This is a genomic window from Pseudomonas sp. CM27 (genome assembly GCF_013179515.1).
Classification (GTDB): domain Bacteria; phylum Pseudomonadota; class Gammaproteobacteria; order Pseudomonadales; family Pseudomonadaceae; genus Aquipseudomonas.
In genome coordinates this window covers 1-24,262 of the sequence record NZ_JABMCN010000065.1, presented here as the reverse complement: position 1 = coordinate 24,262, position 24,262 = coordinate 1, and the positions used below count along the sequence as shown (strand labels likewise).

The 24,262-nt window shown below is 64.3% G+C and carries 19 protein-coding genes and 1 pseudogene; 6 read left to right on the top strand and 14 right to left on the bottom strand.

The annotated features are described in order from the left end of the window. The 3 genes from HP547_RS10695 to HP547_RS10685 form a co-directional block, all read right to left on the bottom strand. The coding region (locus HP547_RS10695; RefSeq protein WP_172286264.1) for a carbohydrate porin at positions 1-589 on the bottom strand (589 nt) is incomplete at its 3' end. Between the two features lie 109 nt (positions 590-698). Continuing rightward, entirely contained in the window at positions 699-3,116 is a 2,418-nt protein-coding gene (locus HP547_RS10690) for a glucose/quinate/shikimate family membrane-bound PQQ-dependent dehydrogenase (RefSeq protein WP_172226897.1), read from the bottom strand. A gap of 265 nt (positions 3,117-3,381) precedes the next feature. Further along, on the bottom strand, positions 3,382-3,732 hold the full coding sequence (locus HP547_RS10685; RefSeq protein WP_172226894.1) for a cupin domain-containing protein: 351 nt from the start codon (positions 3,730-3,732) through the stop codon (positions 3,382-3,384). A gap of 116 nt (positions 3,733-3,848) precedes the next feature. Between HP547_RS10685 and HP547_RS10680 the strand changes: the two genes are divergently transcribed. After that, the gene (locus HP547_RS10680) at positions 3,849-4,754 is read left to right on the top strand and encodes a LysR family transcriptional regulator (RefSeq protein ID WP_172286263.1); all 906 of its coding nucleotides are present in this window, start codon (positions 3,849-3,851) and stop codon (positions 4,752-4,754) included. A 106-nt stretch (positions 4,755-4,860) separates the two neighbouring features. Continuing rightward, entirely contained in the window at positions 4,861-6,060 is a 1,200-nt protein-coding gene (locus HP547_RS10675; RefSeq protein WP_172286262.1) for an MFS transporter, read from the top strand. A 17-nt stretch (positions 6,061-6,077) separates the two neighbouring features. Here HP547_RS10675 and HP547_RS10670 read toward each other — a convergent pair whose 3' ends face one another. Next, on the bottom strand, positions 6,078-6,689 hold the full coding sequence (locus HP547_RS10670; protein WP_172286261.1) for a LysE family translocator: 612 nt from the start codon (positions 6,687-6,689) through the stop codon (positions 6,078-6,080). Between the two features lie 192 nt (positions 6,690-6,881). On the opposite strand from HP547_RS10670, the pseudogene HP547_RS10665 reads away from it, so the two are divergent. Next, a pseudogene (locus tag HP547_RS10665) lies at positions 6,882-7,301 on the top strand (helix-turn-helix domain-containing protein); the annotation flags it as partial. On the opposite strand, the gene HP547_RS10660 reads toward HP547_RS10665, so the two are convergent. From HP547_RS10660 to HP547_RS10635, 6 genes are all read right to left on the bottom strand, one after another. Beyond that, entirely contained in the window at positions 7,268-8,119 is an 852-nt protein-coding gene (locus tag HP547_RS10660) for a CAP domain-containing protein (RefSeq protein WP_172229611.1), read from the bottom strand. The pseudogene HP547_RS10665 and the gene HP547_RS10660 overlap by 34 nt on opposite strands. A 212-nt stretch (positions 8,120-8,331) precedes the next feature. Then, on the bottom strand, positions 8,332-8,943 hold the full coding sequence (locus HP547_RS10655) for a cell wall hydrolase (protein ID WP_172229608.1): 612 nt from the start codon (positions 8,941-8,943) through the stop codon (positions 8,332-8,334). Between the two features lie 35 nt (positions 8,944-8,978). After that, on the bottom strand, positions 8,979-9,896 hold the full coding sequence (locus HP547_RS10650) for an AEC family transporter (protein WP_172286260.1): 918 nt from the start codon (positions 9,894-9,896) through the stop codon (positions 8,979-8,981). A 130-nt stretch (positions 9,897-10,026) separates the two neighbouring features. Further along, positions 10,027-10,890, bottom strand: coding sequence for a LysR family transcriptional regulator (locus HP547_RS10645; RefSeq protein WP_172286259.1), 864 nt, complete (start codon positions 10,888-10,890; stop codon positions 10,027-10,029). Between the two features lie 105 nt (positions 10,891-10,995). Beyond that, positions 10,996-11,844, bottom strand: coding sequence for an ABC transporter permease subunit (locus HP547_RS10640; protein WP_172286258.1), 849 nt, complete (start codon positions 11,842-11,844; stop codon positions 10,996-10,998). Continuing rightward, positions 11,841-12,857, bottom strand: a complete 1,017-nt coding sequence (locus HP547_RS10635) for an ABC transporter substrate-binding protein (protein ID WP_172286257.1) — start codon at positions 12,855-12,857, stop codon at positions 11,841-11,843. The genes HP547_RS10640 and HP547_RS10635 overlap by 4 nt, the downstream gene beginning before the upstream one ends. Positions 12,858-13,159: 302 nt before the next feature. Here HP547_RS10635 and HP547_RS10630 point away from each other — a divergent pair, with 302 nt between their 5' ends. Further along, positions 13,160-14,926, top strand: a complete 1,767-nt coding sequence (locus HP547_RS10630) for a S8 family serine peptidase (protein ID WP_372242885.1) — start codon at positions 13,160-13,162, stop codon at positions 14,924-14,926. Positions 14,927-14,958: 32 nt separating this feature from the next. Here the strand turns inward: HP547_RS10630 and HP547_RS10625 are convergent, their stop codons facing one another. Continuing rightward, positions 14,959-17,103 carry a methyl-accepting chemotaxis protein gene (locus HP547_RS10625; protein ID WP_172228110.1) on the bottom strand — a complete coding sequence of 715 codons (2,145 nt, stop codon included), beginning with the start codon at positions 17,101-17,103 and terminating at the stop codon, positions 14,959-14,961. 250 nt (positions 17,104-17,353) lie between these two features. Here HP547_RS10625 and HP547_RS10620 point away from each other — a divergent pair, with 250 nt between their 5' ends. Then, a complete protein-coding gene (locus HP547_RS10620; protein ID WP_172228108.1) occupies positions 17,354-18,673 on the top strand; it encodes a Na+/H+ antiporter family protein in 1,320 nt (439 codons plus the stop codon). Between the two features lie 12 nt (positions 18,674-18,685). Here HP547_RS10620 and HP547_RS10615 read toward each other — a convergent pair whose 3' ends face one another. The 3 genes from HP547_RS10615 to HP547_RS10605 all read right to left on the bottom strand — a co-directional run bounded on the left by HP547_RS10615 (position 18,686) and on the right by HP547_RS10605 (position 23,573). After that, a complete protein-coding gene (locus HP547_RS10615; RefSeq protein WP_172286256.1) occupies positions 18,686-19,693 on the bottom strand; it encodes a FecR family protein in 1,008 nt (335 codons plus the stop codon). 414 nt (positions 19,694-20,107) lie between these two features. Beyond that, positions 20,108-21,877, bottom strand: a complete 1,770-nt coding sequence (locus tag HP547_RS10610) for an acyl-CoA dehydrogenase C-terminal domain-containing protein (protein ID WP_172286255.1) — start codon at positions 21,875-21,877, stop codon at positions 20,108-20,110. 73 nt (positions 21,878-21,950) lie between these two features. Continuing rightward, positions 21,951-23,573 (bottom strand): acyl-CoA synthetase, encoded by a 1,623-nt coding sequence (locus HP547_RS10605; RefSeq protein WP_172286254.1) that lies wholly within the window; start codon positions 23,571-23,573, stop codon positions 21,951-21,953. 195 nt (positions 23,574-23,768) lie between these two features. Between HP547_RS10605 and HP547_RS10600 the strand changes: the two genes are divergently transcribed. Further along, a partial coding sequence (locus tag HP547_RS10600) for a PAS domain S-box protein (protein WP_172286253.1) occupies positions 23,769-24,262 on the top strand: 494 nt, incomplete at its 3' end.

Genomic DNA, 24,262 nt, shown 5'->3' with positions numbered 1-24,262 from the left:
GCACGCCCAGGTGGGCGTTGGGGTAGTTGGTCCAGCCGCTGCCGCCGGACATGTTCAGCGGGTGGCCGCAGAAGCCGGCGTTCATGAAGTTGCACAGGATGCCGCTGTCCAGGCCGCCAAGGTCGTTGCCCATGGCCATGTAGCCCAGTTTGACGTTGAGCGCCGGGGTGAACAGGGTACGCTCGTAGCTCAGCTCGGTCAGGCGGGTGTACAGGCCACCGTAGTTTTCCTGGATCGGCAAGCGGTTGCCGACCAGGTCTTCCGAGGCGCTGTTGCCGCGGCGGTCGTTGATGGTCAGCTGGACCTTGCCGCCGTTGTCCAGGCCGTACAGTTTCGACAGGTCGAACTGCACGCCCAGCTTCAGGTTCTGCGAATAGCGCGCCGAGCGGTGCAGGCCACCGTGGGCGTTGTAGGCGGTTTCGCCGCTGTAGTCGCCGGTAAACTTGACGCCGTCGTCTTCCAGCTGGTGGCGCAGGCCACCCCAGTCACCGGTGAGGGTGTTGCGGGTCATCAGGTCGCCGTCGGCGAGGGCGGTGGTGCTGGCCAGGGCCAGCAGCAGGGTAGGGGTGATGCGGATTGCGGATGGCATTGCTGTGTCTCGAAAAGTTCTTGAGGCAATTCGCGGGCGCGCCCGCTTCCACAAGGTTCAAGGCAGAACCTGTGGGAGCGGGCATGCCCGCGAAGCAGGCGACGGGGTCTTACGGCAGCGCGTAAGAAATCACGTAGTCGCCACGGTCAGTCGACTGGCGTGCACCGCCAGCGGTGATCACTACGTACTGCTTGCCGGTCTTCGGCGAGACGTAGGTCATCGGGCCGCCCTGGCTGCCCACTGGCAGGCGAGCCTTCCAGATTTCGTTACCGTTGCTGCTGTCGTAGGCGCGCAGGTAGAAGTCCTGGGTGCCTGCGATGAACACCAGGCCGCCTTGGGTCGACAGGGTGCCGCCGAGGGTTGGCAGGCCGATCTTGATCGGCAGGTGCATGCGGATACCGAGCGGGCCGGTATCTTCAACAGTACCGACCGGTACCTGCCAGGCTACCTGGCGGGTCTTCATGTCGATGGCGGTCAGGGTGCCGAACGGCGGCGCCTGGCACGGAATGCCGGCTACCGACAGGAAGCGGTTCTTGTTCACCGCATACGGGGTGCCCTTGAGCGGTACCGCGCCCATGCCGGTGTTCAGTGCTTCACCCCCGGAGGCCGCGTCACCCTTGTTCTGCGACGGGATCATCTGGATCCACAGACCAAGGCGCATGTCGTTGACGAAGATGAAACCATGTACCGGGTCGGTAGACAGGCTGCCCCAGTTCATGCCACCCAGCGAACCCGGGAAGCTCAGCGACAGGTCGGTGCCTGGTGCGGTGTACAGGCCGTCGTAGCGCATCTTCTTGAAGTCGATACGGCACAACAGCTGGTCATACGGGGTTGCGCCCCACATGTCAGATTCGGTCAGGGTCTGCGCGCCGATCTGAGGCATGCCAACCGACTTCGGCTGGGTGGGGGAGTACGGCTCGTTGGGGATGTTGCTTGGCTTGACCGGTACTTCGTCAACCTGGGTCAGCGGCTTGCCGGTGGCGCGGTCGAGCACGTAGATCTGCCCAGCCTTGGTGCCGATCACCACCGCAGGTACCGACTGGCCGTCGTCCTTGGTGAAGTCGATCAGGCTTGGCTGCATCGGCAGGTCGAAGTCCCACAGGTCGTTGTGCACGGTCTGGAACACCCACTTCTGGTTGCCGGTGGTGGCGTCCAGGGCCAGTACCGAAGCACCGTAGGTGTGGTCCAGCTTGTTGCGTTCAACGCCATAGATGTCGGTGGAGGACGAGCCCATCGGCAGGAATACCGTGTTCATCGCCGGGTCATAGGACATCGGTGCCCAGCTGTTCGGGGTGCTGCGCACGTAGGTGTTGTCACCCTGAGGCGCCTGGCGATCTTCCGGGTTGCCCGGGTCGAAAGCCCAGCGCATTTCCCCGGTGATCACGTCGAAACCACGGATCACGCCACCTGGCATGTCGGTCTGGACGTTGTCGGCGACCCGGCCGCCAACCACCACGGTAGTACCGGCCATCAATGGTGCGGAGGACAGCTGGTAGAAGGAGTCTGGCACGTTGCCCAGGCCTTCCATCAGGTTGACCTGGCCGTTGTTGCCGAAGCCCTGGCAGAACTCGCCATTGTCGGCGTCGACGGCAATCAGGCGGCCATCGATGGTGTTTGTCAGCAGGCGGCGCTGGCAGTTGGCGCCAGCCGCTACACTGCCGCCAGCGATCGGCGAGCTGTTCGGCTGGGTCGGCTGGGCGATGGCGGCTGTCGCATCGAAGTAAGCCATGCCGCGGCAACGCTGCCAGACCTTGGATTGCGCGTTGATCGCGTTTTTCCACAGCTCTTTGCCGGTGTCGGCGTCAAGGGCGATCAGGTTGTTGTGCGGCGTGCAGATGAACACCTTGTTGCCGATCTGCAGCGGGGTCAGCTGGTCTTCGGCGCCGTTGCCGTCGCTGATGGCCACGTCACCGGTGTGGTAGGTCCAGGCCACTTTCAGCTTGTCGACGTTGTCACGGTTGATCTGGTCCAGCGCGGCGAAGCGGCTGCCACCCTCGGTGTTGCCGTAGTGGGCCCAGTCCTTCTGTTCCTTGCCGGCTTCGACCGGGGTCATGCCCGGGCCCTTGCCGGTAGGAGCGACGCTTGGGTGGGCAACGAACATGTTGCCGGCGGCGATCACCAGTACCACGGCCATCACCGCGGCAATGCCGTAGGCGCCACGGCCGCTGTTGGCACCGTTGGCGCGGGCCAGCAGCGGGTAGACCAGCGCCACCGCCATGCCGATCGCGCCGAACATGAACAGGCGCGAGAACAGCGGCCAGAACACCAGGCCGGCATCGACCAGCGCCCAGGCGGCAGTGCCGACCAGAAACGCCGCGTACAGCCAGGCACCGGCCTTTTTGCGGCGGGCGATGAGGATACCGGCAATGGCCATGGCCAGGCCGCCGATCAGGAAGTACCAGGAGCCGCCCAGGCCGGCCAGCTTGATGCCGCCAGCAGCCAGGAGGAGGCCGAGCAGGGCGATGATCACGCCCAGGCCGACAAGGATGATATTTGTGGCGCCAGACGCGCGCGGTGTTTCTTTCATGCCAGGGATCTCAGCAGGTGGAATGGGCGCAGTTTAAGCCCTTAGCTTGCTAATTAACAAGTTAGTACATAACTTTGTGAGGCTGATTGTCGCAGGGCTGAACTTGCCAAGGTGTGGCTAAAAGCTTAGATCAGGCGGTGAAAAAAGCATTAAACGGGGTGTTCATGCAGGTTATTAAATTTGCATTGATACTTTGGTCGAGTGGCGACCGCGTTTGTGCCAAGAGCAGCTTGGTGCTGCTCCTGCAGACACTACGGGCGGCCTTTCAGGTGGGCCACGGGGTGGCACTGGTATAGAACACGGCGAGCCAGACGGTCGGCATGCCAGGTGCCGTCCATTCCACCCGGTGGCGGCAGTGCGGTGGGATGTCCAGGCAATCGCCCGGCGCCAGCAGCCGGGTATGGTTTTCGAGCTCGAAACGCAGGCCGGCGGCGCCGCTGAGCAGCACGATCCATTCGCCCTCGGCCTGGTCGTACCAGTAACCTGGCGGACTGGCTTGGCCGCTGGAGACGATACGCTCGACGCGCACGCCCGGGCGGCTGAGCAGTTCGTCCACGCGTTCGGCGCAGGTTGGGTCGGCGGCGGGCAGGGCAGTCAGCAGGTTGGTCAGTGTCATGGAAAGCCTCATGGGAAGGATTTGATTCCACTATGAACGCTATTGCCCAGCAGCGCGCTTCTTGACCGGCCCGGCGGTTTGTAAGAACTTTCTGAGTTTTGGAGCGTGGGCGGCAAATGGACAAACTCCAGGCAATGAAGATGTTCGTGGCCACCATCGATGCCCAGGGTTTTTCTGCCGCTGCACGCAGGCTGGGGCTGGCGACATCGTCGGTGACGCGCCTGGTCGATGCTCTGGAGGCCGAACTGGGCGCCACCTTGCTCAACCGCTCGACCCGCCAGGTCAGCCTGACGGAAGCGGGCGCCCGTTATTACGAACGCGCACGGGGTATTTTCGAAGCCCTGGATGAAGCCGATGCCAGCGTTGCCGACCGTGGCGAGGCGCCGGTCGGCGTGTTGCGCCTGTGCTTGCCCGTGGAGTTCGGCAGGCGCGTCGTCGCCCCGCACCTGGGGCAGTTCCTGGCGCAGCACCCGGCGCTGGAGCTGGACATCGACCTCAGCGACCGCCTGGATGATCTGCTCGACGGGCGTTATGACCTGTCGATTCGTCTCGGCGACCCCTCGCCCAATGACGAGCTGGTGTGTCGTCAGCTGGGGCGCTTCGAGCGTTGGCTGGTAGCCAGCCCGGCCTACCTCGCCCGGGGTGAGCCGCCGCAGCACCCAAAGGCGTTGCTTGATCATGCCTGCCTGCGCTTTCGCTATGGGCAAAAAGCCCGTCCCTGGCGCCTGACCCAGGGCCAGGACAGCCTGGAACTGGACGTGCGCGGGCCATTGCGCAGCGCCAATGCCGACATGCTCCGCGAAGCTGCACTGGCGGGCAGTGGCATTGCGCTGCTGGCCGACTGGCTGGTGCGCGAGGATGTGCTTGCCGGGCGGCTGCAGCGATTGTTCCCCGCCTGGCGGGCAAGCCCTGGCACAGCCAATGACAGCATCAATGCGCTGTACCTGCCCAATCACCGAGGTTCGCGGCGGGTGAACGCGTTCATCGACTTTTGCGAAAATTTGCTGCAACCGCGCACCTAACGTTGCGCTGCACGCAAAGCCGCGTTGCGTCGTCGCCGGATTCTCGACCCACCCGCGACTGGGTAAGGTAGCCGACATATTCCACCCCCTCGCCGAGGATACCGCCATGAATCCCACCCTTGCCACCGCGCAGCCTGCAGCCGCCGGCCTCAGCCGCACGCTGGTCGTGCTGCTGGCTTTCTGCTGTGGCGCAATAGTCGCCAATATCTATTATGCCCAGCCAATCGTGGCGCTGATCGCCCCGGACCTGGGGCTGTCCACCGAGCATGCCAGCCTGATCGTTTCCCTCACGCAGCTGGGCTATGCGCTTGGTCTGCTGTTGCTGGTGCCGCTCGCCGACCTGCTGGAAAACCGCCGCCTGATGGTGGCCACTGCCGTGCTGGCCTGCGTCAGCCTGTTGCTGGCGGGCACCAGCAGCAGCGGCCAGGGCCGGTTGTTCCTGGGCTACGCGCTGCTGATCGGTTTCAGTTCGGTAGCGGTGCAAATGCTGATCCCGCTGGCCGCGCACCTGGCACCGGAGCAGCAGCGCGGGCGGGTGGTGGGCAATATCATGGGCGGCCTGCTGCTGGGTATCCTGCTGGCGCGGCCGTTGTCGAGCCTGGTGGCTGACCACTTCGGCTGGCGGGCGGTGTTCATTGGCGCTGCCGGGGTCATGCTGGCGATCATCCTGCTGCTGGGCCTGACCCTGCCGCAGCGGCGGCCTGAACACAAGGCCAGCTATGCCGCGCTGATGCTGTCGCTGCTCACGTTGCTGCGGCGGTATCCATTGCTGCGCCAGCGTTCGTTGTACCAGGCATTGATGTTTGCAGCGTTCAGCCTTTACTGGACAGCGGTGCCGATGGCCCTGGCAGGTGAGCATGGGCTGTCGCAAAGCCAGATCGCGGTGTTTGCCCTGGTGGGCGCGGTAGGGGCCGTAGCCGCGCCGCTGGCCGGCCGCCTGGCCGACGCCGGACATGCGCGGGCCGGCTCGCTGCTGGCATTGTTGCTGGCTCCGGCGGCATTGTTGCTGGGCCTGACCGCGCCGGGCTACAGCGTGATCGGTCTGGGGCTTACCGGAGTGCTGCTGGACTTCGCGGTGCAGATGAACATGGTCATTGGTCAGCGCGAGGTGTACGCGCTGGACCCGGCCAGCCGCGGGCGCTTGAACGCGGTTTACATGACCAGCATCTTCCTCGGTGGGGCGCTGGGTTCGGCGGTGGCCAGTGCGGTGTTCAGCCAGTTTGGCTGGCAAGGCATCACGTTGGTGGGGGCAGGGTTGCCGGGCATTGCCTTGCTGGTTTTCCTGGCCAGAGCGCATCGAGGCTGAGCGCCCCAGCCTGGGCATCAGCGGCCAAGCGGCAGGGCCACGCCAATCACGGCAAACAGGCTGCCGCAGCAGCGGTTGAAGCCCTTGCCGCCTTTGGCCAGCCAAGGGCGAATGCGAAATGCCAGGCGCGCCAGCAGGTACTCGACCAGAAACTCCACGCTGGCAAAGGTCGCCGCCATCACCACGAACTGCAGCAGCAACCCCCGCTGCGGGTCGATGAATTGCGGCAGGAACGCACCGTAAAACAGCAACACCTTGGGGTTGGCCAGGGCCGACAGCAGGCCTTGGCGGAACAGGCCGGCGTTGCCAAGACGGGCGCTGCGCTCGTTCAGTTCCAGGTGCAGACCGGGGCTGCGCCACAGCTGAATTCCCAGCCAGACCAGGTAAGCCCCGCCGACCCACTTCAGCACTTCCAGCAGCGAGGCCGAGGTCTGCAGCAACGCTGTCAGGCCGAACATGGCCAAGGCAATGAGCGCGCTGAAGCCGAATACGCCGCCAACGATGGTGATCAACGTTCGGCGCGCGCCATAAAGGGCCCCGTGGGTCAGCGCCAGCAGGCTGTTCGGGCCTGGAGTCAGCGACAGGCCGATGCTTGCCAGCAGGTAAATAAGCCAGGTGTCGAGAGCCATGTCGGGAAACGCCTTGTTGGTCCGAAGGGCGCCAGTCTATGGCGCCAGGTCTTCTCTGTCAGGTTATGATTCGGACATTCGACGGTGATTTCTGGACACAGCTTCATGCAGCCTGACATCCGCTTGCTTATCCTGCCCTTGCCGGATTTTGCCCTGCTGCCGTTCGGTGCCTTTCTCGACAAGCTGCGCTTCGGGCTTGCCGACATGCTCGTGGATGAAACCCGCGACAGCCGCCATGCCTTGCGCTCTTTGGAACTCGGCGGCGGGCCAGGACGGCAAGCGGAGCGGGCACAGGCATTGATGCGCCATCACCTGGGCACGCCAGTGGCGGTGGAGCAGTTGGCTGCGCAACTGGGCATCAGCCGGCGGCAACTGGACCGGCAGTTCCAGGCCAGCCACGGCGTGAGCGCCAAGGCCTGGTGGCTGGAGATGCGCTTGCAGCAGGCGCGCTGGCGCTTGTGCAACTCCAGCCACAGCCTGATGCAAATTGCCGATGAAGTGGGTTTTGCCGACGCCAGTCACTTGGGCAAGTGCGTGCGGCGGCGGTTTGGTTGTACCGCGCTGGCGCTCAGGCAGGCTTACTGCGGCGAGCCGAACAACCCTGTCCAGTAGATCCCTGCGTCGCTCTTCGGGTCTACTGCATAGGCAGCACCCAGCTCACGGAAGTCCGGATTCATCAGCGTTGCGCAATGCCCCGGGCTGTCCAGCCAGCCCTCGACTACCTTGTGCGCAGTGTCGCGCCCGGCCGCAATGTTCTCGCCGATCTGCTGATACAGGTAGCCAGCCAGCTCTGCACGGTCACCGGGGGTACGGCCATCCTTGTCGATATGGTCAAAGAAGTTCTGGTTGGCCATGGCCCGCGTGTGGTTGGCGGCGACGCCGGCCAGCGCAGTGCTCCAGGCCAGCGCGGGGGCGGCGGCGAAGGGCTGGCCGCCGCATTGGCGAGGCACCTTGCGCGCGTCGTTGATTGCCTGCAGCACCTTCTGCCCCTCGGCCTGCCAGTCGCCCAGGCGGCCACTGAGCAGCGGCCGCGCCAGCACGATGCGCCAGTCGCGGCCCTCCTGGCTGACGCCGATATCGACGAACTGCGGGTCGAGCACCACTTGGCAGAAGCTTTCTTCAATGGCATGCATTGCGGCGCGCGCATCGCGCGGCCCGGACAGGCTTATGGCCTGGACGTTGACCATGGGGTAGGCGGCGCGGGTCATGGCCTGCTGCAGGTCGCGGGTACCCTCTGGCGACAGCGCCAGGCGGGTATCGCTGTTGAGCGGCGGCAGCTCCAGCGATGCCTCGCCACCGCAGGGCTGGGCCTTGCTGCGGTAGACGTTGATCGAGTCGATCAGTTGCGCCTCTTCGCCGGTAACAGCCAGCGCCGCGGTCGAGACGACCAGGCCCAGTGACAAGGCGGCAAGTGATGGCAGGACGCGCATGTGGATCTCCCTGTGACTGGCAGCGTCGTGGTATGCGCTGCTCATCCTACACAAGCCCGGGGCTTTTGGCCCGGGGTCATGCAAAGCAATGAAAACGCCGGCGTGGGTTGCTGCCGGCACAAGAGGGAGTAGACCACTGGTCGCCGGAAAAGTGCGGCGGTTTGGTAATCATTCGTAACATCGACGCTTCACGGGAACGCTCGACTTCAGATCTAGCGTGCCAACGCCTGGTTCGGCTTGTAAAACAGGAAGTGCGTGGTCTGCGCGGTGCGTCGATAGGCCTTGGCCCAGTCCGGGCGCACCGTGCGGTCATGGAAGTACAGTGCCCCCCCGGTGGGGTCCTTGAGTTGCTGGTTCAGCGCCTTGCGTGCGATCTCCTTGGCGACGTCGTAACGCTGCGCTTCCTCGACCTGGTCGGAGCGCCCGTCGCACCACCAGGAAAACTGGCAGGCCTTGGTCTCCACACCCTGCTTGACCACCCCGCAGATGGTGTCCGGGAAACCATCATGGCCCAGGCGGTTGAGCACCACGCTGGCAACGGCGGCCATGTCCTTGGCGTCGGCGCCCTTTGCCTCCCAGTAAATGGTGCGGGCCAGGCAGGTAATGCTGTCGTCCAGCGGCGCCTGGCCGGCAGGGTCGACGGCCTTCGCTTCGCTCGGTGTCAGGGTTTCCGCCTTTTTCGGCGCAGGCGCGTCGTTCGCCACTTTCTGCTCCAGCACTTCGGCCTTGTCCTCGGCAACCGCAGCCTTGGCCGGGTCAGCGGCCTGCAAGGAGCCTGCGAGCAGGGCCGAGGTCAAGCCAACTACCATCCACGATAGGCGCATGGTCCAAGCTTCCGAAGTGTGGGTTGAATCTGAGTCTAGCCAAGCGTAAGCATTAATACCAAAGGCAGTGTGGCGGCGGCGGCCACGGTCTGCAGGGCTATGATCGTCGCCATCAAGGGCGCATTGCCGCCCATTTGACGGGCCATCACATAGGATGACGAAGCGGTAGGCAAAGCCTGGAACAGCACCGCCACCACGGCGGCCTGGCCACTCAGGCCGAGCACCCGGCACAGGCCCCAGGTGGTCAGCGGCATGACCAGGAACTTGAACGCCGATGCCGCCATCAGCGGCCGCACCTGCTGGCCCAGGCGGGCGCCACCCAGGGCCGCGCCAACGCACAGCAGCCCAAGCGGCAGGGCAGCCTGGCCCAGGGCCTTGACCGTAGGTTCGATGCCGGCCGGCAGGCCAAGGCCAGTTACCCGTAGCAACAGGCCGCCTGCGCAACCGACGATCAACGGGTTGGCGAAGATCGCCCTCAGCACCGTGGCGGGCGAGCTATGGCGAGCGCTGAAGCGCGCAAACACCAGCACGCAAAGCAGGTTGACCAGCGGCACGATGGCCGCGTTGGCTACCGCCGCCAGGGCAATCCCGGCGCTTCCATAGATGCCCGCAGCCAGGGTGGCACCGATGTAGTTGTTGAAGCGGATGCCGCCCTGGAACACCGAGGTGAAGTCGGCGCCATCGTGGTTGATCGCGCCCTGGTAGAGCACCAGCAGCACGGCCCCCGCCAGTGTCGAGAGCATCAGTACACCGACCATGCCCAGTACCGGTACCCCGTCCAGGTTGGCGGTGGCCAGGCCGTGGAGGAACAGTGACGGCAACAGTACGTAGTAGCTGAGGCGCTCGGCCCCGGGCCAGAAGCTTTCAGACAGAAAGCTGCGCAGGCGCAGGAAGCTGCCCAAGGCAATCAGCAAGATTATCGGCAGTAAGGTGGTCAGCAGCAACTGGAGCATGGGTGACGTTCCGTAGTCGGGTACGGGGTCACATTACTGGCGGCAACTGATTTGTAGAAACGTTGTTTTCTTAACTGACCATTGAGGAAAAATGCATGTTACTCCGGCCCGCGCTGTGGCCTCGGCGCCCTCACGCTTCCAGCGCGGTTTTCAATACTGCACTCAAATGCCGCCGCTGACTTTTCTCATGCTCCAGCAACACCACCCGCCGGGTCAGCTGGGGCTCGCCAAATGGCAGGCAGGTGGCCGGTGGCAGGCGTTGCAGGTCGTCATCGGCCATTGGGATGATGGCCACCCCAAGGCCCATCACCGCCATGCGCGCCAGGGCTTCCTGGCTGTCCAGTTCCATCTGCTCGCTTACGTGCAAGTGCTGCCGGCGCAGTTCCTGTTCGATCTGCCGCCCGGCCCAGGCGCGTTTGTCGAAGCGCAGAAAGGGTTGACTGGCCAGCAGCTGCGGCACGCTGTGGCCGGCCAGCTCAGGGCTGGCAATGGCCCAGAAGCGGTCCTCGAACAAGGGCGTGAAGTCGAGGTTCTGCGGGTAGGGGCTGACCGGTTCGGTGGTGATCGCCGCGTCGAGCTCGCCGTCTTCCACGCGCCGCGCCAGTTCTGCCGACATGCCGGAGGCCACGCTGATGTGCAGTTGCGGGTGGTGGGCCTTGATCCACACCAGGGCCCTGGGCAGCCGCCGCGCCAGCACGGTATGGATGGCCCCGAGGCGCAGGCGGCCGCGCAGGCCAGGGCCACTTGCCAGGGCGTCGGCCAGTTCGTCATAAGCGGCCAGAATGCTTTCGGCACGGGCCACCGCCAGCTGGCCGGCTTCGGTCAGCACGACCTGGCGGCGGCTGCGGTCGAACAGCGTCACCTGCAGTTCGTCTTCCAGCGATTTGATGTGCAGGCTCACTGCCGAGGGGGTGAGGCTTAGCAGGTCGGCGGCACGGGCAAAGGTGCCGTGACGGGCGATGGTCACCAGGGTGCGCAGGGCTTTGAGGGACATGCCGAGGGGTCCGGTTTCTGTTGGCAGGGTTGCATTGTCAGGCTCGGGGGGATTGGCGGCAAGGCGCACGGGGATCGCCCTTGGCGCCGATCCAGGCTACCCGATTCAGCGCCTGCTCCCCCCATACGCCTGGCTGATCCGATCGATCACCATGGCCAGCGCAACGATGGCCAACCCGGCCTCTACCCCTTGGCCCACATTCAGGGTCTGGATACCCGCCAGCACGTCCTCACCCAGCCCGCGCGCGCCGATCATCGATGCCACCACCACCATCGACAGGGCCATCATCACCGACTGGTTGAGCCCGGCCATGATACTGGGCAGCGCCAGCGGCAAGGCAATCCGCCGGAGCCGCTGCCAACGGCTGGCGCCCAAACCGTGGGCAGCCTGCAGCAACGACTGGTCTATCTGGCTGAGGCCCAGCTCGGTCAGCCGTACCAGCGGTGGCAGGGCGTAGACCAGCGTGGCAAACACAGCGGGCACCTTGCCCAGGCCAAACAACATCAGCACCGGGATCAGGTAGACAAAGGCCGGCAGCGTCTGCATCACATCGAGCATCGGCAGCAACAGCCGCCGTGCCAGCGGGCGGGTGGCCAGGAGGATGCCCAGCGGTACACCCACCAGCACGCACAGGCCGGTACTGACCAGCACCAGGGCCAGGGTCTGCAGCAGTTTGTCCCACAGCCCGAGCATGCCGATGAATGCCAGCAACGCGACCAGCACCATACTGCGCAGCAGGCTGCGGCTGGCGTGCCAGGCCAGCGTGCCGACCACCAGCAACAACAGCCACCAGGGTGTCAGCCGCAGCAGGTTTTCCAGGCCGACCAGCAGTTGCAGCAGCTGGTCCGAGACACTGCGCAGGTGATCGCCGTAATGCAGCACCAGCCAGTCGACCAGCCGGTTGATGCTGTCGGCAAAGGAGAATTGCAGGGCTTTGGGAAAGCCGTCGTTCACAAGCTGCCCTCGACCTTGGCCGTGACCTCGGCAGGCAACCAGGCTTTCCACACCTCGGGGTTGTCACGCAGAAACGCCAGGGCAGCGTCGCGAGGGGGCGTGCGATTTTCGCTCATTGCCGCCAGTGCCTGGTTCAGACGGTCAATCGGGATGTCTACTTTTTCGAACATCGACACCAGCTCGGGATAGCCCTCGCGGAAGGCTTTGGAAACGCCTATCGATAGCTTGGCGGGCAGCGACTGGCTGCCTTTTGGATTGGGGTTGCCGGCATTGGTGAGGGTGGCCCACGCCTGGGCATCGAACGGGGGTTCTTCCAGGCGTACCAGCTTGTAGCGCCCCATCAACGGCGTCGGGTTCCAGTAATAGAACAGCACGGGATGGCCCAGGCGGATGGCTGCGCTGATTTCTGCATCCATCGCTGCCCCGGAGCCGCTGCGGAAGTTGGTGTAGAACTCATCCAGGCCATAGGCCTTCAGTTTCTGGGTGTTGACCGTTTCCGAAGTCCAGCCGCTGGGGCTGTTGAGAAACCGCCCTTTGCCGGGTGACTCGGGGTCGCGGAACACCTCTGGGTAGCGCTTGAGGTCTTCGACCGTTTTAAGGCCTGGCGCAGCGGGTTTCAAGTCACGCTGGTTGTCGCCGTTGATCACGTAGTCCGGTACCCACCAGCCTTCTTCGGCATTTTTCACCGTGTCGCCCAGGGCGAACACCTGGCCGGCCTGTTCGGCCTTGATCCAGGCAGGGCTGCGCCCGGCCCATTCCTCGGCGATCACCTGCAGGTCGTTGCGTGCCAGCGCCACTTCCAGGCTCACGGTGCTGCCGGGCAGGGTGTCGGTGAGGTAGCCATAACCGTGCTCTGTGATCAGCCGCAGGATCTCGGTGGTGAGTGCCCCGCTTTCCCAGGTGAGGGCGCCGAAGTGGATAGGTGTGTGGCGATCTGCCGATGCAGCACTGTCGGTGCTGGCCACGCCTGCAGCCAGCAGCAGGCCGGCCAGCAGCGCTTGAATTGTTTTCATCAGGGCCTCGTGGGTTGCCGGTGGGTGGCTGCCGGCAAGTGTAGACGACGCCCGCGCAAGCCTGCGTTGCTGCCAGGGAACGGGGCCCCGGTGCCACCGGGGCTGGCAGGTTGCAAAGGTGGTCGCCGCCATGTGGCGACCACTTTTTCGCGAGGCCTCATCCCATGACCCTGAACCTTGACTTTGTCTATTACCGAAACTTCCGCTTCGACGGCAAGTTGCACGTTCGCTGTAGCGGGCCCGACCTGCACAAGGTCAACCGCATCCGCTACGAACTCGAACGGGCCGGGCCGGATGGGCCGGTGTCGTTCAAAGGTGTTTCAGCCTATTCCCAGGCGCGCAGCGGCAAACTGAGCGACCACGGTTGCCCGGCCACGTTGGTTGCGGAAGAAGCAGCGGGCGTCTATTCCATACGGCCCAGGGTGGTCTTGCTGGATGAGCATGCACGGGCGATGAACCGGCCGACCGGGGCTGCTGGTGTGATCGACATGCCGCCGCTGGTGCTCGATATCCAGGCCGAGGAGATCAACCGTAGTGTTCTGGACAAAGTGCCGTTGTCTTCGACTGACGCACGTCGCAAACGCGAAGTTGCGCCAACGGTGGTGCCCGAACTGCTCGCCCAAGCGCTGCCCGTGCTGGCGCCGGGCGTGTCTTGCCCGACGTTGATTGTGGTGTTCAGCGAAGGTGGCCATGCGCGCCTGCTGAATGACCTGGAGCCAACCTCCGGTTCGGTTCTGGTTCGCTACTGGCCGAATCTGAAAACGGTGTTGATGCCCCGGCCAGTGCTGAGCGAGCAGGAGCGGGATGAGCACAAGCTTGAAGCGCTGCGTGATTGCTGTCTGCTCGACCAGCCTGCGAGCATGCTCAACGACACGTACATCGAGCTGTTGAAGACGCTTTCGGCTCTGGACTACGTGCAGAACATGCATTTCTTGCCGCCAGTCGCGCCCCCCAATATTTTCGTACTCGGTATTGCAGGCCTGATAGCGACGGTATTGACGGGGGCTGCAGTGGTGGCCGGTAACCGCGCACACGAAAATGCCACGGCAACGCCTGATTTCGAAGCGCGTCAGACTTACCTGGATCAGCCGGGGCCGCGCTGGCAGGGGCTGAATGTACGAAAAGCGTGGACGGGCGATGTGACTGGCAAAGGTAGCCGTATCCATTTCAGCGATGAAGGGCTGCACGCCCGGCATGAAGACTTGCGGGACAACCCCAATCTGAAAATTGTCTCGATAGAACCTCAAACCTACGCGGACCACGGCACTGCTTCAGTCGGGCTGATACTGGCCGCACGCAATGGCTTCGGCGCAACAGGGATCAGCCATGACAGCGAGTTGTACGTGTACAACCACATCAAGACAGATGCACAGGGGAGCTACCAGGCACTCAAGGATCTACTGCGCAACGTAGAGCCTGGTGACATTGTCGGGATCAATCGCCAGACGGCCCATGTCAGTGTGCTGAGCACCATGCTGCCCGCCTTGCACGACAAACTCTGGTGGTCAGTGATGAAGCAACTGGCGCAGCGTGGTGCGGTGGTGGTAAATGCTGCGGCCAATGGCAGTAACCAGACCATCGCGAATAAAGGTACACGGCAGAGCGAAGGTGTGGACCTGAGCAACTGGTCTTATTTCCAGGACCATGGTGATGCAGGCGTCATCCTGGTGGGGGCTTGCCGGTCATACGATGGCAAGCCCCATCTGTATTCCAACCACCACTATCCTTATCGGATGCTCAATGCCTGGGGCGACAGGGTAGTCACGCTTTCCTATTCGGACTTGCAGGATTTTGCCGGTAGTGACCGGGACTACACCGCCACCTATGGTGGCACTTCGAGCGCCACACCCATGGTGTGTGGTGCACTGAGTCTCATCCAGTCCTATGCCATGCAGCACCATCACATCTACCTCAACGGCAACCAGATGCACCAACTGGTGATGCAGTCTGGCTACGACGACGCGAGGCTAGCCGACACCGATGTACTGCCAATGGGGGCACGGCCCAATGTGCATGGCGCATTGGTCCTGCTGGATCATATTCTGGGTGGAGGCGTGTTCGAGGCATGAGCGAGGGCCGACAAGCGTCGGCCCCGACGTGGTTACACGCGGAACTGGTCCATCAGCGCCTGCTGCTGGTTGGCCAGGCTGTTCAGCGACTGGCTGACACGCGCCGACTCGTTGGCCTGGCCCGACAGCGATTCGGTGACATCGCGGATGGTTGCCACGTTGTTGTTGATCTCTTCCGCCACCGCACTTTGCTCCTCGGCGGCCGAGGCGATCTGCAGGTTCATGTCGGTGATCACCGTCACTGCCTGGCCGATGCGCTGGAGCGCGGTGACGGCTTGACCCACCTGCTGCACACCGCTCTGCGCCTGGCGGTGGCTGTTGTCCATGGCGCCGACCACTTCGCGCGTGCCGTTCTGCAGCGCCTCGATCACCTGGCGGGTTTCTTCCACCGATTCCTGGGTACGCTGGGCCAGGTTGCGCACCTCGTCGGCGACCACCGCGAAGCCACGGCCGGCCTCACCGGCGCGGGCGGCTTCGATGGCGGCGTTGAGGGCCAGCAGGTTGGTTTGCTCGGCAATCGAGCGGATCACTTCCAGCACCGAACCGATCTTCTCGCTGTTCTGTGCCAGGCCTTCGACTTCGGCCATGGCATTGCTCATGTCGGCGGCCAGGGCGTCGATGCTGTGCGTGGTGCGGTCGATCACCGCCAGCCCTTCGCGGGTGGCCTGATCGGCATCGCGCGCTGCCTGTGCGGCCTGCGCGGCGCTGCGGGCGACGTCCTGGGCGGTGGCGCTCATTTCGTGCGAGGCAGTAGCCACCTGGTCGACCTGGCGGTACTGCTGCTCCATGCCGGCGCTGGTTTCAGTGGCGATAGCCGAGGACTGGTCGGCGGTGCCGCGGGCGGCCTGCACCGAGCGTTTGACGTCGGCAATGGTGGGCTGCAGCTTGTCGAGAAAGCGGTTGAACCAGCCTGCCAGCTCGCCCAGTTCGTCTTGCTTGTGGTAGGTCAGGCGGCGGGTCAGGTCACCCTCACCGCTGGCGATGTCCTTGAGCATGCTGGCCACGCCGAGGATGGGACGGGTAACCCCTCGGGCCATCAGCCAGACCATCAGCAAGCCTGCAATGGCCGCAGCCAGGCCCAGGCCCAGCTCCAGCAGCGTGCCGCTGGTGTTCAGGGCGTCCAGTTCCTGCTGCAGTGCTTCGGCGGGCCCGGTCAGCGCGTTTTCCGGCACGTCCAGCAACACGCCCCAAGGCTGGGCATCGGGGATCGGCCGGAACGCGGCCAGCACCTTCAGGCGCTGCTGGTCGTGCAGGATGCTCAGCTTGCCATCGGCCAGCTTGCGCACCAGTTCGGCGCCCTTGGCCGGGTCGACCTGGTCGAAGCGCTGGGCCAGCTTGCTGGCGTCGGCGCTATAGCCAGCGAGCAGGCCGACCGGGCTGAGGATGCCGACCGTGGTGCGGCCTTCGTACAGGCTGCGGCTGGCCTCCTGGCTCAGGGCCTGCAGGCTGTTGAGGTTGATGTCGATGGACAGGGTGGCAATGATCTTGCCATTGACGGCCAGCGGGAAAACGATGCTGGTCATCAGCACCTGCTGGCCATCGATGGTGTAGAAGTAGGGCTCCACCACGCACACCTTGCCGGTGTTGCGCGGGCATACCCACCAGGTGTTGGCCGGCTGGCCGCTGGGGCCGATCTGGGTGTCGGCCATGTCATGCTCGGGCAGTGCCATGGCGGTCAGCTGGCCGGCGCGCGGTTGCGACCAGTACAGGGCAAAGCGCCCGGTTTCGTTGCTGCCCAGTTCGGCCTTGTCGGCGAACAGGCTGTCCTTGTTGTCCAGGGCGTTGGGCTCGAACACCAGCGACAAGCCCAGCAGGTCGGGGTTGGCCTGCAGGGCGGCGCGCACCTGGCGGGTCAGGTCTTCGCGCAGGTCGAAGGCATCGAGAAAGCGTTTTTCTGCCTGCTCGCGCAGGAACAGCACCTGGCGGGCGAAGCCTGCGCCGTACTGGTAAGCGTCCATGAACTGGCGGCGGATGTTCAACGCTTGCACTTCGCCTTGCGACTCGATGCGCGACTGGGCGGCCTCGGTCAGCATCTGCATGCTGCTGGCCTTGACCAGGTCCGAGCTGTGGTCCATGCGGTACAGCGACAGGCCGACGAGCAAGGTGACGATGCCGGCCAGGCAGAGGCCGGCGAGCAGGGTGATCTTCCACTGGATGGAGAGTTGTCGCAAAGGCATGGGGCGGATCCCTTTTTTTTTGAGCAGTAAGGGTTATGGCTTTGGGGCTGGGGTGGCTTTGGGATGGTTTCGGATCGGGCCGACAGGGGCCTGGCCTCTCACGATATCGGCCCCCTCCATTTTTTCTTTATTCAAACAGTCAATTTAAATCTCGGCCTCTGCGAAATCCGCCGCAACATGGCGCTTTTGACATCTGCCGCCCACTGCTTCAGAGTTCGCGCTTTTTCCGTCGTAATGAGGTAAGCCAACCATGAATGCAGTGATCGCCGCGGTCGGCATCATGCTGATACTCAGCCTGTCCCGCGTGCATGTGGTCATCGCCCTGATCATCGGCGCCCTGGTGGGGGGGCTGGTGGGTGGCCTGGGCATCGAAGGCACGCTCAAGGCCTTCAACGGCGGCCTGGGTGGCGGGGCCACGGTGGCTTTGTCCTATGCGCTGCTGGGCGCCTTTGCGGTGGCCATCGCCAAGTCCGGCCTGGCCCATGCCCTGGCCGACCGGGCCCTGACCATGATCGACCGCCAGGGCCATGCCAATGGCGGCAAGGTCAAATGGCTGATGATCGGCCTGATGCTGGTGGTGGCGGTGTCGTCGCAGAATATCCTGCCCATCCACATTGCCTTCATTCCGCTGCTGGTGCCGCCACTGTTGTACGTGCTGACCCGTCTGCGCATCGACCGTCGGCTGATCGCCTGCGTGATCACCTTCGGCTTGATCACCCCGTACATGTTCCTGCCCGTGGGCTTCGGCAACATCTTCCTCAACGAGATTCTGCTGGCCAACGTTGCCCGCGCCGGTGTTGACATAAGCGGGGTCAATGTCACCCACGCCATGGCCATCCCCGCCGCCGGCATGCTCGCAGGCCTGCTGCTGGCGGTATGCGTCAGCTACCGCAAGAAGCGCGACTATGACCTGGGGCGCATCGAGCAGGTAGAGCAGGTGAGCGTGCAGTACAACCCGTTGACCCTGCTGGTGGCCGGGCTGGCGATCGGTGCGGCATTCATCGTCCAGCTGTTGCTGGATTCGATGATCATCGGCGCCATGGTCGGTTTCCTGATCTTCTCGCTGTCGGGCATCGTCAAGTGGAAGGACACCGACGACCTGTTCACCCAAGGCATGAAGATGATGGCCATGATCGGCTTCATCATGATTGCCGCGTCCGGTTTTGCCGACGTGATGAAGGCTACCGGTGAAGTGCAGAGCCTGGTGGAAACGTCCGCGCAGTGGATCGACCACAGCAAAGGTGTGGGTGCCTTGCTGATGCTGCTGGTGGGCCTGCTGGTAACCATGGGCATCGGCTCGTCGTTCTCTACCGTACCGATCCTGGCCGCGATTTTCGTGCCGCTGTGTGTGCAGCTCGGGTTCGACCCGTTGGCCACGGTGTGCATCGTCGGTACTGCCGGTGCCCTGGGCGATGCCGGCTCGCCCGCCTCGGACTCGACCCTGGGCCCGACCTCCGGCCTGAACGTCGATGGCCAGCACCACCACATCTGGGACACCGTGGTGCCGACTTTCCTCCACTACAACCTGCCGCTGCTGGCGTTTGGCTGGTTGGCGGCCATGACGCTTTGAGGGGAGGGGGCGTCAGCGCTTGTGGGGCGGCGGCGAGATGCGATTGAGCACAGTGCTGCCGTCCTTGCTGCGGGTCAGATAGACCGGCAGTACCTTGGGCAGGTTGTTGACCAGGCGCCCAACCTCGCGGGTGTTGTAGATGCCGCTGATGCGAATGCGCCCGGTGGCAGCATCGGCCAGCAGCAGCGGGGCGTCGAGGTAGCGGTTGATCACCGGCAGTGCCTGTTCCAGGCTCAGGTTGTCGAGCACCAGCTTGCCGCCACGCCAGGCCAGGCTGTTGCCGTAGTCGTTGCTCTGTTCCAGCTGCGGTTCAAAGTCGCCCTTGTGATAACTGGCCTGCATGCCTGGGCCAAGGCGATAGCCACCGCCGCTGCCATCGCTGGACACCAGTACCGAACCTTCCACCAGGGTGACCTTGACCTGGTCCTGATACTTCCACACGTTGAACTGGGTGCCGGTGACCCGGGTCTGGCCGCGGCCGGCATGCACGATGAACGGGTGGCTGCTGTCGTGCTGCACATTGAAGAACGCTTCGCCGCGCTTGAGCGTGACCTGGCGCTGGTCCTTGTAGTTGAGGTAGGTGAACTCGGTGTTAAGGTTCAGTTGCACCGTACTGCCGTCGCTCAGCTCGACGGTCTGCATGCGCTCGCCAGTTTCGAAGTGCTGGTAGTGGTTGGGCAGCCAGCCCTGTTCCCAGCCCAGCCAGCCAGCCAGGGGCAGCACCGCCAGGGCAATTGCAGCAGCTGACGCCAGCGGCCGCCAGTTGGGTGTGCGGGCGGCCTGCCGGGCGGGCGGGTTGAAGTCGATGACGGTGGCATTGCGTGGCAGCAGGTCGGCGGTTTGCCAGATTTCCAGCATTGCCTGGTATTCCTCGGCATGCCGAGGGTCGGCCGCCAGCCAGCGGGCGAATGCCTCGCGCTCGGCCGCCGTGCAATCTTCGGCGTGCAGGCGCATGCACCAGTGCGCGGCGGCGTCGGTGATGGCATCGTCAGGGCTGGGGTTGAGGCGGTCGTGGTTCATTGCGGCTCCGGTTTTGCGCATTCTACCCTTGCTAGAGGGCTGCCGAGAACCAACGTAATGGCGAATGACTATCAGTTGTGCCGGTTTTTCGTCGGATTTGCAATGGTTTTCAGCGTTTGAGAACCCTTCGCGCGCGGGAATGACGCCTGTAACGGTTAGGGTAGGAGAGTGCCCAGCCCATTGGGCTGCGCTGGCGCGCAGAGAACCGATGCTGGGCGCTCCGCGTAGCCTGTGGGAGCGGACGCGCCCGTGAAGAATCCACGGGGTGCATGGCACCGGCTGCGCCGGTGTTCGCGGGCACGCCCGCTCCCACAGGGTCCCTGCTGAAGTAAGTTATGTGCAAACCCATGCATCTTGCACTGGCCTCTTCGCAGCACAAGGCTGCTCCTACACAGGCAGGACCGCGTCAGGCTCTCAGAACTGCGCCGCACCCAGCCCGTAAAGGCTGCCACTGCCCGCCCGAATACTTGCCTCCAGCCCCAGGCTGCGTGGCAAGACACGCTGGAAGAAAAATTCGGCACATGCCAGCTTGGCCCCATAAAACCCAGGGTCCGCATCGCGCTTGGCCAATGCCACCGCCGCCATCCGCGCCCACATGTAGGCATACGCGGTCAGCCCGAACAGCTGCAGGTACTCCACCGCCACCGCGCTGACCAGATTGGCATCCACACCCGCACGTGTACGCAGCCAGGCGCTGGTGGCCTCCAGCTGTGCCAGGCTCGCTTGCAAGGCCTCGCGATGCAGCGGCGCACCCACGCTGAAGGCCCGCACTTCGGCAGCAAAGCTGGCCAGCGCCTGGCCACCGTCGGTCAGCACCTTGCGCCCGAGCAGGTCAAGGGCCTGGATGCCATTGGTGCCTTCATAGATCTGCGCGATGCGCACGTCGCGCACACGCTGCTCCTGGCCCCATTCGCGGATATAGCCATGGCCGCCATACACCTGTTGGCCGAGCACGCAGCTTTCCAGGCCGTTGTCGGTAAAAAATGCCTTGGCTACCGGCGTCAGCAGCGCCACCAGGCGCTGCGCATGCTCACGCTCGCCGGCGTCGTCGGCATAGCGCGCCAGGTCCAGCTGCTGGCCGACGTAGGCGGCAAATGCCCGGCCGCCTTCGGTGAGTGTGCGCATGGTCAGTAGCATGCGCCGCACATCGCCGTGGTGGATGATCGGGTCGGCCACCTTGTCCTGCGCCTGGGGGCCGCCGGCAGCGCGGCTTTGCAGGCGCTCGCCGGCATAGCGGGCGGCGCTCTGGTACGAGGCTTCTGCACAGCCGATGCCCTGGATGCCGATGGACAGGCGCTCGTAGTTCATCATGGTGAACATCGCCGCCAGGCCCTTGTTCGGCTCACCCAGCAGATACCCGGCGGCGTCATCGAAATTCATCACGCAGGTAGCAGAGGCCTTGATGCCCATCTTGTGCTCGATCGAACCGCAATGGGCGGCGTTGCGCGCGCCCAGGCGGCCATCGGCCTCAACCAGGAACTTGGGCACCAGAAATAGCGAGATGCCCTTGGCCCCCGCCGGCGCGTCTGGCAGCTTGGCCAGCACCAGGTGGACGATGTTCTCGGTCAGGTCCTGTTCGCCGCCGGTGATGAAGATTTTGCTGCCGCTGATGCGATAGCTGCCGTCAGCCTGGGGCTCGGCACGGCTACGGATCAGCCCGAGGTCGGTGCCGGCATGGGGTTCGGTGAGGCACATGGTGCCGGCCCAGCGGCCCTCGTAGAGCGGTGGCAGGTAGGTAGCCTTGAGCGCTTCGCTGGCATGCGCATCGATTGCCAGGCAGCTGCCCGCGCTTAACGCCGAATACAGGCTGAAGCTGCAGTCGGCGGCGTAGAGCATTTCTTCGAACAGCACGCCGAGCATTTTTGGCATGCCCATGCCGCCGTACTCCGGGTTGCCACCCAGGCCGACCCAGCCGCCTTCGCGGTAGGTGTGCCAGGCCTCGCGGAAGCCGTCAGGCGTGGTGACTTCGCCTGCGTCGAAGCGCACACCTTGCTCGTCGCCGTTGCGGCTGAGCGGGGCAATCAGCTGGCCGGTGACTTTGGCCGCTTCCTCAAGGATGGCGTCGGCAGTGTCGGCATCGATGCGTTCGGCCAGGGCGGGCAGGCGGGCCCACAGGGCCGGGGCGTTGAACACGTCATGCAGGACGAAGCGCATGTCACGCAGGGGGGCAGAGTAGGTGGTCATGGGGAGCTCTCGAAAAGTAGGAGATCAGGGCTGGCCTGTTCGCGGGCAAGCCCGCGAACAGGCCACCAAGGCATCAGAGGGTTTTGGCCCGGTCGCGTAGCACGTACTTCTGGATCTTGCCGGTAGAGGTCTTGGGCAGCTCGCCAAACACCACGGTCTTCGGCACCTTGAACCCGGCCAGGTGCTCGCGGCACCAGCTGATGATGTCCGCCTCGCGGGCATCTTCGCGGCCTGGCTTGAGGGCGATGAAGGCGCACGGGGTTTCGCCCCATTTTTCATCCGGGCGCGCCACCACGGCGGCTTCCAGTACGGCGGGGTGCCTGTACAGGGCGTCTTCGACTTCGATGGTGGAGATGTTCTCGCCGCCGGAAATGATGATGTCCTTGAGCCGGTCCTTGATCTCGACATACCCGTCGGCATGCCACACGGCCAGGTCCCCGGTGTGGAACCAGCCACCCCGGAAGGCTTCGGCGGTGGCTTCGGGGTTTTTCAGGTAGCCCTTCATCACCGTGTTGCCGCGCATGAAGATCTCGCCCAGGGTGTTGCCGTCGCGTGGCACAGGTTCGAGGGTTTGCGGGTCGGCAACCATCAGGCCGTCCAGGGTCGGGTAGCGTACGCCCTGGCGTGACTTGATGCGCGCGCGTTCTTCCAGCGTCAAGTCATCCCATTCGTCATGCCAGGCACACACGGTGACCGGGCCGTAGACCTCGGTCAGGCCGTAGGTGTGGGTGACCTGGATGCCCATCTCTTCGACGGCACCGATGACCTTGGCCGGTGGCGCGGCGCCGGCAACCATGGCCTGGACCGGGTGCTCGATGGCCGCCTTGGCCGCCTCGGGCATGTTGACCAGGGCGTTGAGCACGATCGGCGCGCCGCACAAGTGGCTGACCCGGTGTTCGCGGATCAGGGTCAGGATTTTCTGCGGGTCGACCCGGCGCAGGAACACGTGGGTGCCGGCCAGGGCGGTGATGGTCCAGGGGTAGCACCAGCCGTTGCAGTGGAACATCGGCAAGGTCCACAGGTACACCGGGCGGTGGCCCATGGCCCAGGTCATCTGGTTGCCCAGGGCATTGAGGTAGGCGCCGCGGTGGTGATAGACCACGCCCTTGGGGTTGCCGGTGGTGCCGGAGGTGTAGTTGAGGGAAATGGCCTGCCATTCGTCATCGGGCCACTCCCAGGCAAATTCCGGGTCGCCTTCGGCGAGCAGCGCCTCGTAGTCCAGTTCGCTGACTGCGCGACCTTCGCCGTACTCCGGGTCATCCACATCGACCACCAACGGCGGGTGTTCGAGCAATTCCAAAGCGTCCTCGATGACGGCGTGGAACTCGCGGTCGGTGATCAGTACCTTGGCTTCGCCATGCTGCAGCATGAAAGCGATGGCCTCGGCGTCCAGGCGCACGTTCAGGGTATTGAGCACGGCCCCGGTCATGGGCACGCCGAAGTGCGCTTCGAGCATGGCCGGGGTATTGGGCAGCATCACCGCCACCGTGTCGCCCTTGCCGATGCCCCGGCCTGCCAGTGCACTGGCCAGGCGCCGACAGCGTTGGTAGGTTTGCTGCCAGTTGCGGCGGATGGCGCCGTGGATCACCGCCGGATAGTTGCCGTATACGGTGGCGGTGCGTTCGATGAAGCTCAGCGGGGTGAGGGCGACATGGTTGACGGCAGCGGGCATCAGGCCCTGGGCATAGATCGACATGCGGTAATCCTGTGAGGGAGGCAGGCACAGCCTGTGCGCCTGGCCCCCGATGGCTGATTGTTAGCTCTGTTCAGGGTGTCGGGAGGCGGGCGGTGGGCCGTTCCCCTCTGTCGCTGTTTTACGCGAGTCGCTATGGTAGTAGGAATATCGACTATAGCAATATAGTAAAACTACTAGATCAGCGAGCCGCCTGCCGTGGACAAGACCGCTTCCCCCTTGCTTGCCAAGGACCCGCAACCCAGCCTGCTGCTGGCCAGTGACGCCAGCCCGTTGCTGCTCAACCCGACGTTGCAGGCCTGGGTCGATGAAGGCCCGGCGCTGGTCCACTGGCTGCCGACCAATTGCGCAGCCCTGGTACGTGCCTGCCTGCGCCAGCACCGGGCGATTGCCGATGTCGAGGTACAGGTTGGCGAGCGAACGGTGCTCTGGACATTCATTCCTGATGACCTGGGCCAGCAGGTGCTAGGTCGCTGCCGTGACGCCAGCGAAGAGCGCCAGGGTGCACGCGAAGCCAGCCGCGCCAGGCGCCTTTACCGGCTTATCATCGAAAACACTACCGACCTGATTTCCCGACACAGCCCCGACGGCCGTTTCCTCGATGCCTCGCCGGCAGCTTATCGTCTGCTTGGCCTGTGGCCCGAGCAACTGCGCGGCCGGGCCGTGTACAGCCTGCTGCACCCGCATGAACG

Bases quoted from the DNA above. Each gene is read 5' to 3' on its own strand.
- HP547_RS10605 (WP_172286254.1), bottom strand. From the start codon at position 23,573: ATGTCGATCTATGCCCAGGGCCTGATGCCCGCTGCCGTCAACCATGTC.
- HP547_RS10635 (WP_172286257.1), bottom strand. From the start codon at position 12,857: ATGAAAACAATTCAAGCGCTGCTGGCCGGCCTGCTGCTGGCTGCAGGC.
- HP547_RS10670 (WP_172286261.1), bottom strand. From the start codon at position 6,689: ATGGCTCTCGACACCTGGCTTATTTACCTGCTGGCAAGCATCGGCCTG.
- HP547_RS10625 (WP_172228110.1), bottom strand. From the start codon at position 17,103: ATGCCTTTGCGACAACTCTCCATCCAGTGGAAGATCACCCTGCTCGCC.
- HP547_RS10680 (WP_172286263.1), top strand. From the start codon at position 3,849: ATGGACAAACTCCAGGCAATGAAGATGTTCGTGGCCACCATCGATGCC.
- HP547_RS10610 (WP_172286255.1), bottom strand. From the start codon at position 21,877: ATGACCACCTACTCTGCCCCCCTGCGTGACATGCGCTTCGTCCTGCAT.
- HP547_RS10645 (WP_172286259.1), bottom strand. From the start codon at position 10,890: ATGTCCCTCAAAGCCCTGCGCACCCTGGTGACCATCGCCCGTCACGGC.
- HP547_RS10690 (WP_172226897.1), bottom strand. From the start codon at position 3,116: ATGAAAGAAACACCGCGCGCGTCTGGCGCCACAAATATCATCCTTGTC.
- HP547_RS10675 (WP_172286262.1), top strand. From the start codon at position 4,861: ATGAATCCCACCCTTGCCACCGCGCAGCCTGCAGCCGCCGGCCTCAGC.
- HP547_RS10615 (WP_172286256.1), bottom strand. From the start codon at position 19,693: ATGAACCACGACCGCCTCAACCCCAGCCCTGACGATGCCATCACCGAC.
- HP547_RS10685 (WP_172226894.1), bottom strand. From the start codon at position 3,732: ATGACACTGACCAACCTGCTGACTGCCCTGCCCGCCGCCGACCCAACC.
- HP547_RS10650 (WP_172286260.1), bottom strand. From the start codon at position 9,896: ATGCTCCAGTTGCTGCTGACCACCTTACTGCCGATAATCTTGCTGATT.
- HP547_RS10620 (WP_172228108.1), top strand. From the start codon at position 17,354: ATGAATGCAGTGATCGCCGCGGTCGGCATCATGCTGATACTCAGCCTG.
- HP547_RS10660 (WP_172229611.1), bottom strand. From the start codon at position 8,119: ATGCGCGTCCTGCCATCACTTGCCGCCTTGTCACTGGGCCTGGTCGTC.
- HP547_RS10655 (WP_172229608.1), bottom strand. From the start codon at position 8,943: ATGCGCCTATCGTGGATGGTAGTTGGCTTGACCTCGGCCCTGCTCGCA.